This window comes from Calothrix sp. NIES-2098 (assembly GCF_963875125.1).
Classification (GTDB): domain Bacteria; phylum Cyanobacteriota; class Cyanobacteriia; order Cyanobacteriales; family Nostocaceae; genus Aulosira.
Genome location: NZ_CAWNKJ010000001.1, coordinates 1,960,738 through 1,975,305, shown reverse-complemented (window position 1 = coordinate 1,975,305; position 14,568 = coordinate 1,960,738). Strand labels below are relative to the sequence as shown.

Below are 14,568 nucleotides of genomic sequence, written 5' to 3'. Positions count from 1 at the left end.
GACCAATGACAATTGAATGTACAAATATCAAGTCGGAGGGAGTCTACAAATTGATGCTCCCAGTTATGTGCAGCGCCAAGCCGATCGCGATTTTTATGAGGCGCTCAAGGCTGGGGAATTTTGTTATGTTTTTAATTCGCGACAGATGGGTAAGTCTAGTCTGCGAGTGCAAACAATGCATAAATTGCAAGCTGAAGGTATTGCCTGTGGTGTAATTGATATTACGGCGATTGGGAGTCAAGATATTACTCCATCTGAGTGGTATTTGGGAGTAATGCGGAGGCTGGCGCGTAGCTTTATCCCTAAATTCAAAGTATTAAATTGGTGGAGCGATCGCACTGGACTTTCACCGCTAGAATGCTTGAGTGAGTTTATCGAGTCTGTGCTGTTGGTAGAAGTGTCTGAAAATATTGTAATTTTTGTAGACGAAATAGATAGCATTCTCAAATTAAACTTCAAGGATGATTTTTTAGCTTTAATTCGGGCTTGTTATAACAAACGTGCCGATAATTTAGCTTACCAACGCCTGACTTTTGCATTGTTAGGCGTAACGACTCCCTACGATCTAATTCAAGATAAACACCGGACGCCTTTTAATATTGGTCGAGCAATTGAACTCAACGGTTTTCAATTATCGGAAGCTCAACCATTAGCTGAGGGATTAGCGGGTAAATTTGTTAACCCTCAGATAGTTTTACGAGAAATATTAGTTTGGAGTGGCGGTCAACCTTTTTTGACTCAGAAGCTTTGCCAGTTAGCGATTGCATCTTCTCCTATCATTCCACTAGCCAGCGAAGCAGAGTATGTTGAAAAACTAGTGCGTTCTCAAGTAATTGAAAACTGGGAATCTCAAGATGAACCGGAGCATCTGAGAACGATTCGCGATCGCCTTTTTTGTCGATGCGTCGATGCAAATGGCGTTTTGAGAAACGAACAGCGCATCAAGAAGTTACTCAAGCTTTATCAACAAATTTTACAAATAGGTCAAATAACAGCAAATAACAGTCCTGAACAAATGGAATTGCGGCTATCAGGATTAGTAGTCAAGCAACAGGGTTTCTTAAAAGTTTATAACCGTATTTATGCCGCTGTTTTTAATCAAAATTGGCTTGATAAAGCTTTATCGGATTTACAATCAGTCGAGATCTCACCTGTACCCAACAAGCGCCGTTTTCAAACTGTGCTTATTTTAGCTGTGGTTGTAACAGCTTTTGTCATGGGCGTGCGACATCTAGGACTATTACAGGCTTTGGAATTAAAAGCTTTCGACCAAATGCTGCGGTTGCGTCCTAGCGAACAACCAGATCCTCGCCTTTTAGTAGTTGCGATTGCGGAAGATGATTTCAAGCTACCAGAACAGCAAGACAGAAAAGGCTCTCTATCAGACCGCGCACTCGCTTTACTTATGCAGAAACTCGAAAAATTCCAACCACGCACCATTGGTTTAGATATTTATCGCGATTTCCCCGTAGATCCCAAGGAAGCACCTCTAGCTGCTTGGATGCGGCGTAATGACAACTTCATTGCTATTTGCAAAGTTAGCGAACCTCAAATTAACGATCCAGGTGTTTCTCCTCCTCCAGAAATTCCTCCAGTACGTCAAGGTTTTAGTGATTTTGTCAAAGACAGCGATGGTATTCTGCGCCGCCATCTGATTGCAATGAAACCAAGCGAATCATCCCCTTGTACTACGCCTTACGCTTTCAGCGCTCAATTGGCATTTCGTTATTTACAAGCAGAGGGTATCTCTGCCAATTACACCAAAAACAACGAGTTGCAAATTGGCAAAGTTGTATTTAAGCGCTTGCGTTCGCACATGAGTGCTTATCAACAACTCGATGACCAAGGCTATCAAATATTGTTGAATTACCGTTCGTTTAATTCTCCTTTAAAAGCCATAGAGCAAGTTACGTTAAAAGATGTGCTTAGAGGTGCGATCGCTCCTCATAAAGTGAAGAATCGTATCGTACTCATCGGCATTACTAACCAAAGTGCTGGCGATTATTTTCCCACACCTTACACTAAGGATCAAAAGCAAGAAATACCTGGAGTTATTATTCATGCTCAAATGGTGAGTCAAATTCTCAGTGCTGTTTTAGATGGGCGAACTCTTTTGTGGGTTTGGCCTAGTTGGGGAGAAGTTTTATGGATATTTTACTGGTCTATTTTTGCAGGAATATTAGCATGGCGCATTCGTAATTTATTGCTATTAGGATTAGTAGGAATTACTGCCATTATGTTTATATCTGCAATCAGCTTTGTTATGCTCCTGAAAGGTCTTTGGATACCAATAATTCCTGCCTTACTAACATTGGTGATGACAGGAACTACTGTAGTAATATTAATTCGCCATCGCAAAGCTATATAGAAAGGTAATAATTAATAAGTGACATATTAAATATAAATTTAAAATTATGAATTACAAATTACGAATTACTATTAAATTTGTCTGTGCGTTTGCTTTCATATTGCTTTCCTCCACACAGATGGCAAAATCTCAGATTCCCGGAACGGAGATTTTTAACGCACCGCCGCCGCCACCTGATATTAACGCACCTGGTAATCGCACAGCCGGAGGAAAGCGCGGCTGCGAGAGTATAGCTAAATCCCAAGAAAAGCTGTTAACAGCCTTAGTTCCGGTTTATCAGTCTCCCAATGCAGAATTAGTCTTTGGATTAACAACTATATCTCATCCAACTTTCTGGTTTTACGTTCCTTATCAAACCACTGCTAACGCAGAGTTCGTACTACAGAATCAAGTGGGTCAAACTGTATACCAAAGTCCTGTTTCCTTGTCTGGAACACCAGGTATTGTCAGCCTCTCTCTACCATCAACAGCTGCTGCGTTAAAAATTGGCGATCGCTATCATTGGTACTTTAATATTTACTGTAATCCACAACAACCACCTGTTTTTGTTGATGGTTGGATCGCAAGAATCGAACCCAATACCGCTTTGAAAAATCAGTTAGAAAAAGCGACACCAAAGCAGCGAGTTACTCTTTATGCTCATCATGGTATTTGGTACGATTTAGTAACAGCTTCAGCTGAACTGCGTCGCCTTGAGCCGAAAGGTAATGATTGGGCTAACATTTTGCAATCTGCTGGACTGAATGATATTGCTTCAGAACCGATAGTAGATTGTTGTCATTGAAGAAATTAGTCTTGATGAAACTCGTTTCATTGCAACAAAATGTTCGACTGAAACACTTGTTTGGTAGAGATTTGAGTCTGCAAGCAATGGAAAACAGCCATGTTTCGACTCAAAATTATTTTTGGGAGTATAATTACTCACTCTGTTGAGAGGAAGAGTGTCTTTTTTTTTGTTTCATGTAACAAAGCCTTTGGGAATACTAAATCCAGAGATTGTCAGGATTTAGCATGGTTAGCCTTCCCGGATATCACATCACTGAAGAACTTTACAATGGTTCCAGAACTCTGGTTTATCGAGGGTATCGAGAAATTGATTCCTTAGGAGTCGTAATTAAACTCTTGAAAAATCCTTATCCTAGTTTCAGCGAACTGGTACAGTTTCACAATCAGTATACAATTGCCAAAAATCTTAACTCACCTCTAATTGTCAAAACTTATAGCCTGGAACCATACCAAAATGGCTATGTGTTGATAATGGAAGACTTTGGGGGGATTTCTCTGAAAGAATGGGTAGTAAAGGTTCAGCGACAATCTCTACAAGAATTTTTGCAAATAGCGATCGCTTTATGTGATTCCTTAGACATACTCTATAAAGAACGCATTATTCATAAAGATATTAAACCAAGCAATATTTTAATTAATCCTGAAACCAAACAACTGAAACTAATTGACTTTAGTATTGCATCTCTACTACCACGAGAAACTCAAACTCTGGTTAATCCGAATATCTTAGAAGGTACACTAGCTTATATTTCGCCAGAGCAAACAGGGAGAATGAATCGCGGGATTGACTACCGCACTGATTTTTATTCTTTAGGCGTAACTTTCTACGAATTACTTACAGGTGAGTTACCTTTTAAAGCAAACGATCCGATGGAATTGGTACATTGTCATATTGCCAAAACAGCAATTCCCGTACATGAAATTAACCAAAATATTCCGATTGTAATTTCAAAAATCGTTGCCAAATTAATGGCAAAAAATGCCGAACACCGCTATCAAAGTATATTGGGGCTAAAATTTGATTTAGAAACTTGTTTATATCAACTCAAAGAAACGGGCGAGATCAACAACTTTCAAATTGCTCAACGGGATGTATGCGATCGCTTCATTATCCCCGATAAACTATATGGACGAGAAGCCGAAATAGAAACCCTGCTACAAGCATTTGAGCGCGTTAGTACGGGAACAACGGAAATGATGCTGGTAGCTGGGTTTTCGGGAATTGGTAAAACCGCAGTTATCAACGAAGTTCATAAACCGATTGTTAAGCAACACGGTTATTTCATTAAAGGTAAATATGACCAATTTAATCGTAATATTCCCTTTTCGGCATTTGTGCAAGCCTACCGAGATTTAATCGGGCAATTGTTAACAGAAAGCGAGTCTCAAATTCAGGCATGGAAAGAAAATATTTTAGCGGCTGTAGGAGAGAATGGACAAGTAATTATAGATGTTATTCCTGAATTAGAACGAATTATTGGCAAGCAGCCATCAGTTATAGAACTATCGGGAACATCGGCAGAAAATAGATTTAATTTATTATTCCAAAATTTTACTAAAGTTTTTACCAGTGCAGAACATCCCTTAGTAATATTTTTAGATGATTTACAATGGGCTGATGCAGCATCCCTCAAGTTAATCCAGCTATTAATGGCTGATACAGGATATATTTTCTTAATTGGTGCTTACCGAGATAACGAAATAAATCCTGCCCATCCTTTGATGTTAACTTTGAGTGAAATTGAAAAATCCCAAGCAAATATTAATACAATTACTTTAGCACCACTAAACCAAGTACAAGTCGATCGTTTCGTTGCCGATACACTTAAATGTACAGAAGATTTAGCAGGAAATCTTTCGCGATTGATATTTCAAAAAACTCAAGGTAATCCGTTTTTTGCAACTCAATTTATTAAAGCCTTATATCACGATGGATTAATTCGATTTAACAGGGAAGTAGGTTGTTGGGAATGTGACATAACCCAAGTGACTCAGCAAGCAATTACAGATGATGTTGTGGCTTTTATGGCAATTCAATTGCAGAAATTGCCACCATCAACTCAAAATGTATTAAAGTTAGCTGCTTGTATTGGCAATTCTTTTGATTTAGCAATTTTGGCGATTGTTTCCGAACAGTCAGAGGTGGAAACTGCTGCTGATTTATGGAAAGCCTTGCAAGAAGGTTTGATTTTACCTACTGATGATGTTTATAAATTTTATCAGGGGCAGGCTAATAATAAATTAGCGCAATGGGAAAATAATAATGCTAAAGAATTAGCAAAATATAAATTTTTACACGACAGAGTACAACAAGCGGCTTATTCTTTAATTCCCGAACAACAAAGGCAAGCTACACATTTAAAAATTGGTAGACTGTTGCTCAAAGAAAGTAGCGATCGCCAAAAAGAAGAACATTTATTTGCTATAGTTAGTCAACTCAATTTAGGGCAAAATCTCATCGCTGATATTGCCGAAAAAGTTGTGCTGGCAGAATATAACCTCCTCGCAGGTAATAAAGCACTTGCCGCAACCGCTTACAACAGCGCTTTAAATTATGCCAATAACGGTCTGCAATTATTACCGCCTTCTACATGGCAAGATTACTATTTGTTGACACTCAATTTACATAATCTTGTTGTCGGTGCTTCCTATTTTACAGGCGATATTGATGGTATGGAGCAATATGCCGCTGAGGTTTTACAACAAGCTAAAAATATTGTAGATACAGTTCAAGTTGCCCAAATTAGGCTAGAAGCTTACACAAATCAAGGTCAATTTCTTTTAGCCATCGAAACAGCATTAGATGTTTTAAATCAGTTGGGTATTTATCTACCTAAAGAACCAGTAGTGGCAGAAATTCCCGCAAGATTTGAAGCGATCGCACTGTTACTAAATGGGCGATCGCCACGGGAGTTAATCAATCTACCCACAATGACAGATCCAGTCATCTTGGCGGCGATGCAGATTTTGGTCAAAGTTTCTGCCTCGTCCTATGCTTGCAAGCCGGAACTATTCCCCTTTGTCTCTTTAAAAATTGTGGAATTATCGCTTCAGTACGGTAATGCCAACACTTCCATTATTGGCTATGCAAATTATGGACTATTACTGTGTGCCATCTTAGAAGACTTCCAAACAGGATATGAATTCGGGCAACTCGCACTACAACTGTGTGAAAAACTGAACGATCGAGAATTTTACGGGCGAACACTGGTGCTAGTCCATCATTTCATTACTTCATGGACTTGTCATCTCAATACAACCCTTGCCCCAATCCAACAAGCTTACACTCGTTGTCTAGAAGCTGGTGACATACCTTTTGCTGGCTTTGCAGGTTTTGTTTATAGCTTACAGGCATATTTAACTGGTCGGTCTTTGCAGGTTCTAATTCCGGAGATCGGTTGGTATAGTCAGGCTTTACAGCAGATTGGTATGCAGTCGGCTGCGAACTTTACTAAAGGTTGTCATCAAGCAGTTTTAAATTTGCTCGGACAGGTAAGCAATCCAGTTATCTTAACTGGAGAAGCGATGGAGGAAACCACATTGCTGGAAACACTACACCAAGCAGGCGATCAAACAGCGTTGTGGCATTTATTAATTAACAAATTGTACTTATGTTTTTTGTTTGGCGACTATTCCCAAACCCTAAGCGTAGCCCAACAGCTCAAGCAATACTTGGGAGGTGGCGCTGGTACTGTGACTATTCCTTTACTTTATTTCTACGAATCCTTGGCAATTTTATCCACATCCGAGGATTTAGAAATTGTGACTGTCAATCAAGAAATACTGCACAAAAGGGCGCTTTATGCACCGATGAACTTTCAACATAAGTATGACTTGGTAGAAGCTGAAAAGTATCGCGTTTTAGGACAGAAAATCGAAGCTATAGAAATGTACGATCGCGCCATTGCGGGAGCTAAAACCAACGAATATCTTCAAGAAGAAGCTTTAGCAAACGAACTAGCAGCTAAATTTTACCTGGAATGGGGTAAAGAAAAAATTGCCCAAACATATATGCAAGAAGCATACTACTGCTACGCTCGTTGGGGAGCAAAAGCTAAAACCGATGACTTAGAAAAACGCTATCCCCAATTACTTCAACTGATTCTGCAACAGCGAAAAATTAACCTCAATCCTTTAGAAACTATCGCCACAATATCTCGTCCTTCTACTTTTCAATCAACTCTTACTTCTACCAGTGACAGCACCAGTATTTCAGATGTCCTTGATTTAACCTCTGCCCTCAAAGCTGCTCAAGCTATTTCTAGCTCTTTAAATTTAGACACTCTGCTCGCCAGTCTCACCGAAATTATTGTCGAAAACTCTGGCGCGAAAAAAGCTGTACTATTGCTTCCTGAAGACAATAATTGGCAAGTTCGAGCCATTACCTTGATTGAAAATCAACAAATAAAAACCATTCTGGAACCACAAACTTTAGAAACTTGTCCAGATATTCCCCACAAAATTATTAATTACGTCAAAAATACTCTAAAAACAGTAGTTATAGATAATTGCCAAACAGATATTCCTGGTTTAATCGGGAAATATATGTTGTCACATCAACCCCAAAGTGTATTATGTAATCCGATTATTAATCAAGGGCATTTAACAGGGATTATTTATCTAGAAAATAAATTGGCAAGCGGGGTATTTACTGACAAACGGTTACAAGTTATTAATTTACTTTGTACTCAAGCTGCAATATCTCTAGAAAATGCCCAACTTTACACTAATTTGCAAGCAAGTGAAGATCGTTTTTTACGACTAGCAGAAAATGTACCGGGGATGATTTATCAATTCCAACTTTCTGTAGACGGTATTGCTTCATTTAGTTACGTCAGTTCTGGATGCTATGGAATTTATGAAGTTTTACCAGAAGATGCGATCGCAGATGCCAATAACTTAATTTCTTTGATGCACCCAGAGGAAATAAAGGATTTTTATGAGTCTGTAGCCAGTTCCGCACAAACCTTACAGCCTTGGCAATATCAAGGAAGGATTATTACGCCTTCTGGTAAATTAAAATGGATTCAAGCTGTATCTCGTCCGATAAAACAAGCTGATGGTACAATTATTTGGGATGGCTTGTTATTAGATATCAGCGAACGCAAACAAGCCGAAGCTGTTGTTAAGCAAAAATCCCAAGAATTAGAACAAGCATTACAAGATTTACAACAAGCTCAATTACAAATTATTCAAAGTGAAAAAATGTCAGCACTAGGTAACTTAGTGGCTGGAATTGCCCATGAAATGAATAATCCTTTGGGCTTTATTGCTGTTACTCTCCAACAAGCAAAACCAACTTTGGCTGATATTGTCGAACACCTAAAACTATATCAAGAAATTTTCCCTAATCAGAGTGAAGAAATTCTTGAACACGCCGAAGCCATTGACTTAGATTACAGCTTAGAAGACTTACAGAAAATGATTGATGCTATGAGAATAGCGTGCGATCGCCTCAAAAATATCAGTACTAGTCTCCGCACTTTCTCCCGTGCCGATCGAGATTATAAAGTCCCCTTCAACATTCATGAAGGCATTGATAGTACAATTTTAATTCTCAAACATCGGCTCAAAGCTAACGAGCAACGTCCAGATATTGAAGTTATCTTAGAATACGGTAAATTACCACAAATAGAATGTTTTCCTGGGCAATTAAATCAAGTATTTATGAATATTATAGCAAATGCCATTGACGCATTAGAAGAATCAAATAATCGCAGCATTGTTGAGGATATTCAAGCCAAAACTAACCAAATTAGAATTACCACTGTGGTTAAAGATAACCAAGTTCAAGTTTATATTGCTGATAATGGTATTGGTATGAGTGAAGAAGTCAAACAAAAAATATTCGACCATTTATTTACTACGAAAGCTGTAGGTAAAGGCACAGGTTTAGGACTAGCGATCGCCAAGCAAATTATAGTGGAAAAACATCACGGTTCGCTCTCTGTAAATTCGACAATTGGTAAGGGAACTGAATTTGTTATTAGCTTACCAATTCTGTCTCAGAATTTGGGTGAAATTGCCTTATAGCCAATTCCCCACTAACACATAAGCTGCCCAAAATAATGGATGTTGGTATTTCGGGTTTTTTAACAAAGCAAGTTGGCCTTGGCGGAGTGCTTCGGCTTTAGTCAACTTTGTAGAAGTTAATTCTCGGTAGAACTGACTCATCAATTCTGCTGTAGATTGATCGTCCACATTCCATAAGGAAGCAAGGGTACTGCGTGCGCCCGCCCGTACAGCTATCCCCGCCAGCCCCAAAGCAGCGCGTTTATCTCCCGCAGCAGTTTGACAAGCGCTAAGAACGAGTAATTCAATGGCATTCGGTCTTTGTGACTCTCGAATCCGCAGTAAAGTATCGAGTTGATTGACGTTAATTCGACCATCCCAAGTGAGAATAAATGTCTCGTCAGCGTTGGAACTAAACTGACCGTGAGTTGCCAAATGTACTACAGGGAACGGAACAGAATTGATTTCTTGCTGGAAAGTTTGGCTGGTAAATTTTTGATTGAGCAGAACTTTAGTAGGCACTTCAGACTGAATTTGATTTAACTCTTGCGCCACATTGCTGAGGGCAGAAAAGCCCTGACGTGCTTCGGTAATTCCAGCAGTCAAAGCTTTGATTTGTTGTTGTGATAAAGCTTTGGGAGATAATAACTGTAACCCTGGAGTTAAAGCGATCGCATATTTCTCGATCAGATACTTTTGACCGTCGTAAAGCGCAGCCATAGGAATATTTCGCAAGGAACCATCCAAAACAAATACCAAAGTTTTGATTTGAGATTTAGCTAAGTATTCTTCTGCAGGTTGCAGTAACCAATTATATATTTGCCTAGATAATGCCTGAGTTTCTTGCAGTGTATAAGGTTTGATCAGTTGTTGGCGCAATTGCTCTAGAATTTTTTCTACTTCACTCGCAGCGATGTTGGTTTTGTAATGGCGCAGCGGTTGTTGCGGTAATTTGAGAATAACTTCTAGTTTGTCATCCAAAATAATGGGATAGATAACTGCCGCAGTTGGATCTTGGCGATCGATAACAGCGTCAATTTGTATTGGTCTTCCCTCTAAGCAAGCTACGCGAAAGAAGTTGTCAAGTTCCGCTAGTTGTAGGGATTCAATCAGAGTACGGGCTTGAACTAAGTTATCTTGACTCGGTTGGGAGTCGCCAGGCGATCGCAACAATAAATTGACCAACTGGCGATAGATTGGTTCTACTTCATCTCGAAAAGAAAACTGCACCTCTGGATTAATTGCAACTAAATCGTTGCGGAGAGATTGCAAGATTTTAACTGATTCAGTGTAAGCGGCAATTGCGCCTTGAATATCTCCCTTAGCTTTGAGCAAGCGTCCTAACTGCCATTGCCAACGATAGGTAATATCAGGCACATTGATGGCTTGGGAAATCGCTAAGGCTTGCTGGGTGAGTTCTTGGGCGTTATCAAATTGTTGCGTCTGTTCGTATAATGCTGCGAGATTTCCTAAAGCATAAGCAATTGAGCGTTGGTCTTGTAAATCTCTTGCTTGTTGAACTGCTGTTGCTAAAAGTTGGGCTATCTCCTTGACTTCTTGCCCTGTTTTGAGTTTCATTAAACTCTGAGCAAAGTTAATCCGAGCGTAAACCGCCTTGCGACTGGCGGGTAAATTAGGAATTTGAGCTTGGATTTTAGTCACCAATGCTTGAGCAGCATTTAATTGATTGTCATCTAATAATAGGCGAAGTTGATTTAGATCGGCTTGGATGCGTTTAGTAGGCGAAGTAGAGCTAGCAGCTTGTTTATAATAATTTATCGCTGCGGGGATATCCTGCTGGGCGGTGGCGGTGTTACCTAAACTCAGCCAAGTTTCACTGATAGCTTGAGGAGATTGCAATTGCATTCGCGTTGTTACTTCTAAACTCTGCTGTAAAATCTTTCGCGATTGTTCTAAATCCCCAACGACTCGCAGTACATTACCCAGACTACGCAAGCCTGTAGCTTTGAGAGTTGAGTCTGGTTGGTTTTGCAGAGTTTGATTAATTTCAGTTAATGTCTTCTGGGCTTTACGGTAATTTCCTAAACTTTGCAAAGCTTGAGCAGCGTTAATTTGACTGCGGATTGACCCAGTGCGATCGCCTATTTTTGCATAAATTGTAGCGGCCTGTTGCCAGGTATTGAAAGCTGATTCAGCTTTTCCTTGAGCTAACTGTAGCCGACCTTGAATATCTAAAGCTTGAGCTAAGATTTGCGTTTGGGAATTTTCTCCAGTCTGTAATAAGTTTAGGCTTTCAGTAATTGCTTGACTGGCTTTTGTCCACTTTCCTAATTGCTGGTAAGTCAAGCAAAGATTGCTCAAAGTCATGGCTTGCCTGAGTTTATCCCCTTGAGCTTTAAAATTAATTAAAGCTTGTTCAAAGGCTAAAGATGCTCGCTCAAACTGTTCTGCTTCATATAAGTTTCTACCCTGTTGCAATAACTCTTGGGCAGAGTTTTCCGCAGTCCTGAAGGCGAAGCTGGGCGGTAATATGCTTATGGTTAAGAGCGTAGCTAAAAATATTACGATTACATAACGACGCGCTTCTGCGTGCAAACGGCGGACTCTACGGAAACACGATCGTTTTCTTTTCATGTTCTTGTCCTCACATTTACTTTTGCCACACATGGCATGATGCTGGAGTTAATCCCGAATTATTGGGTGTGGCGGTCAGCAGCACTTGACCATTCTTACTCATGACTAATTCTTGCGCTTCTACGATAGGAGCAGGTGCGATCGCAGAACCAGTTGCACGAGAGCGATTTGCCTTCGGGTCAAGAGTAGCTAAATTTACCTCAATGGCGTCATCGTTCAGCATCTCGTTGGGACTTTCTGATAACCCGCCGCGTCCTGTCACCACAAAACTACTAATTTGTTCGCCTCTGGGAGTACAGCCTTGAGCAATTTGCTCTTGAGCATCAACTATATTTACTGGCAATTCCACTAATCCGCGACTAGGGTCAACATCGGGTGTATTAAGTTCTACAGTGCCACTCAAATCAGGACTTGCGCCTGTAGCGGTAATATCACTTTCTAGGGTAGGTGCAATCCGAAACTCTGTACCTAAGATGCTGAGTGCGTCTATTGTCACTCGACCTCCACGGAAATCAGTAGAGTTAGCACTAATGTCACTGTTTTCCGCAGCCACTAAAAAATTAGTATCAATGTTGATATTACCGCCGATAACATTGTTGCCAATGGCGTTAGTGGTAATATTACTGCCATAACGTAACAATATTAAATCTTTTGCACGCAAAGTAATTGTTGCCTGCGGTTGATTGGGGTTGGTATTGGCACTGCGAGTATCAGCCCTCAAACTACCATTGTCCAAACGTATAGAATCAGCATCGATAGTTAAATTACCTGCATTGCCTGTTCCCCGACTTTCCACAAAAACTCCAGCCCCATCGCGAATTAATAGTTGCTGGGTATTAATCCTTAAGGTTCCCCCATCTCCTACGCTTCTTGCTTGAGCAGACAAGTTACTAGGACGACCACCGACGGAGCGACCAATTAGTTGTACAGAGTCAGCAAGGACAGTTAAATTACCTCCCTTGCCACGAGTAAATGTGGCAGTACTTACGGCAGCACCATTTTCAATTAGCAATTCTTGAGTATTAATTATTACTGAACCTGCATCTCCTACGCCTTGAGTCAGGCTAGCCAAGCCACTAGCACTTAGATCGTTAGCCGTGCGACCAATCAGATGTACTTTGTTAGCAGTGACACTTACATTTCCCCCTTTGCCACTACTGACTGTACTGGCATTTACTTGTGCTCCTGCTTGGATAAGTAATATAGGAGTGGTAATTGTGAGCGAACCTGCTTGCCCTGCTCCGCTAGTTGCAGTATATAATCCGCTAGCAGATATAAAGCCAGCGCCAATCAATTCTCCAGCCAATTCCACTGATTCGGAAGCATTCACAGTCAAATTTCCTCCCGGCCCCGCACCAAAAGTAGTAGTTATGACTTGTGCTCCCCCTCGCATAATCAATCGTTGGACATCAATACTGACATTTCCTGCTGCTGCTGAGGTAAAGGTGTTAGCTCTAATAAGCGAGGAGCTTGCCAAGTTTAACTGCGAACCTCTGATAGCAACTGCACCACTCTCTGCTTGATTGAGAATGCTGCTGTCTTCCTTAATAGCAATGTCTACAAAACTTCTAGACAACTGAATATTTTCAAATGTTCTAGCGTTGTCATAGTTTAAAGTCCAGCCTTGGTTTGTTTGGCTGAGATTAACTTGACCAACTCCCGTAACGCTACCTAGTTCAATTCGTCCGCCTGGTACATTCAGAAAAGCACCTTCTAGGATGACATTTCCGCCTACTAAAGCCAAGGTTTTATTTGATGGTAGTATGAGTCCAAGCATCTGTTGGCTAGCAGATGAACCACCTATTCCCAGTACGCGAATATCTCCAGTTTTTTCGCCATATTGCAATCCCAGAGGAACATTTACGCTTAATAAAGGCTTAGTTTGTGGAGTAATAGCACTAAATTCTAAGCCGTCGGTAAATTTCAAGCTACTTGCTGTACTGGCGATAAACGAACCACCAATATCTAAACGGGCGTTTTGCCCAAAAATAATTCCATTGGGGTTGATGAAAAACAGATTAGCTGCACCGTTGGCTCGAATCAATCCATCAATATTAGAGATAGATGAACCTGTGACGCGGCTAAAGATGTTCTGAATATCCGCCGCATTATTAAAGAAAGCTGTACGTCCTGTTTTAACGGAAAATTGCTCAAAGCTATGAAATAAATTTGCGCCCCGCGTCGCGCCACCCGAAATCACATCAACGCGAGGATCGGGAGTTTGAGGCGTAACTAGAGAATTTTCAGATCCTAAAGTGCGATCGGGTACAATCTGAGCTAGTGCAGCGTTACATGAAGCGATCGCACCAACCACCGCCAAGCAACTTCCCAAGTAACATTTCCACGTATAATTGCGATCGCTTGTAGCCATTTGAGAAATTACGCCTAATATCAATGACAAACAGGCCAGAGAAGTCAGAAGATCAAAGTTACCAGCTTCTCAACTGTAAGTTCCCCCATGACTAGCATAGACTTTGGCACGCTCATCACAACAATCTTGGTCATGGTATTTCAACCAAAGAAATTATGGGGAGTGAGTTAATTTCATCGTCGATGACGCGAATTGTAGACTTTAGTTGCATCTACGGACATAAATCATATCTTCGACGAAACTTCATAATAAGCAGTATATTTTTGAAATTACAATTATCCTGGTATACCAAAGGCAGAAACTGATACCTGTTTTGGCTTTTAGATTAACAGTCTTTACCAAAGAGTGTTTTAAAACGCTAAAACAGTACTATACCAACTCTGTTTGTATGAACACTCACCTCTGAGTTGTCTGTGGCATAATTTCTGTGCAGGCT

General features: G+C 40.4%; 5 protein-coding genes. 3 read left to right on the top strand and 2 right to left on the bottom strand.

What is annotated here, in order from left to right:
- Window positions 1-16 precede the first annotated feature (16 nt).
- The 3 genes from AACU33_RS08235 (at window position 17) to AACU33_RS08225 (ending at window position 9,187) form a co-directional block, all read left to right on the top strand.
- A complete protein-coding gene (locus tag AACU33_RS08235) occupies window positions 17-2,368 on the top strand; it encodes a CHASE2 domain-containing protein (protein ID WP_096588046.1) in 2,352 nt (783 codons plus the stop codon).
- Window positions 2,369-2,414: 46 nt separating this feature from the next.
- Window positions 2,415-3,152: a DUF928 domain-containing protein gene (locus AACU33_RS08230; RefSeq protein WP_096588045.1), complete on the top strand. Its 738-nt coding sequence runs from the start codon at window positions 2,415-2,417 to the stop codon at window positions 3,150-3,152.
- A gap of 227 nt (window positions 3,153-3,379) precedes the next feature.
- Complete coding sequence (locus AACU33_RS08225) at window positions 3,380-9,187, top strand: trifunctional serine/threonine-protein kinase/ATP-binding protein/sensor histidine kinase (RefSeq protein WP_096588044.1); 5,808 nt, start codon at window positions 3,380-3,382, stop codon at window positions 9,185-9,187.
- On the opposite strand, the gene AACU33_RS08220 is transcribed toward AACU33_RS08225, so the two are convergent.
- Together AACU33_RS08220 and AACU33_RS08215 are read right to left on the bottom strand one after the other, a co-directional pair.
- Window positions 9,182-11,761: a CHAT domain-containing protein gene (locus AACU33_RS08220; protein ID WP_096588043.1), complete on the bottom strand. Its 2,580-nt coding sequence runs from the start codon at window positions 11,759-11,761 to the stop codon at window positions 9,182-9,184. The two genes, AACU33_RS08225 and AACU33_RS08220, sit on opposite strands and share 6 nt — an antisense overlap.
- 16 nt (window positions 11,762-11,777) lie before the next feature.
- Window positions 11,778-14,132 (bottom strand): two-partner secretion domain-containing protein, encoded by a 2,355-nt coding sequence (locus tag AACU33_RS08215; protein ID WP_096588042.1) that lies wholly within the window; start codon window positions 14,130-14,132, stop codon window positions 11,778-11,780.
- Window positions 14,133-14,568 lie beyond the last annotated feature (436 nt).

Bases quoted from the DNA above. Each gene is read 5' to 3' on its own strand.
- AACU33_RS08225 (WP_096588044.1), top strand. From the start codon at position 3,380: ATGGTTAGCCTTCCCGGATATCACATCACTGAAGAACTTTACAATGGT.
- AACU33_RS08230 (WP_096588045.1), top strand. From the start codon at position 2,415: ATGAATTACAAATTACGAATTACTATTAAATTTGTCTGTGCGTTTGCT.
- AACU33_RS08235 (WP_096588046.1), top strand. From the start codon at position 17: ATGTACAAATATCAAGTCGGAGGGAGTCTACAAATTGATGCTCCCAGT.
- AACU33_RS08215 (WP_096588042.1), bottom strand. From the start codon at position 14,132: ATGGCTACAAGCGATCGCAATTATACGTGGAAATGTTACTTGGGAAGT.
- AACU33_RS08220 (WP_096588043.1), bottom strand. From the start codon at position 11,761: ATGAAAAGAAAACGATCGTGTTTCCGTAGAGTCCGCCGTTTGCACGCA.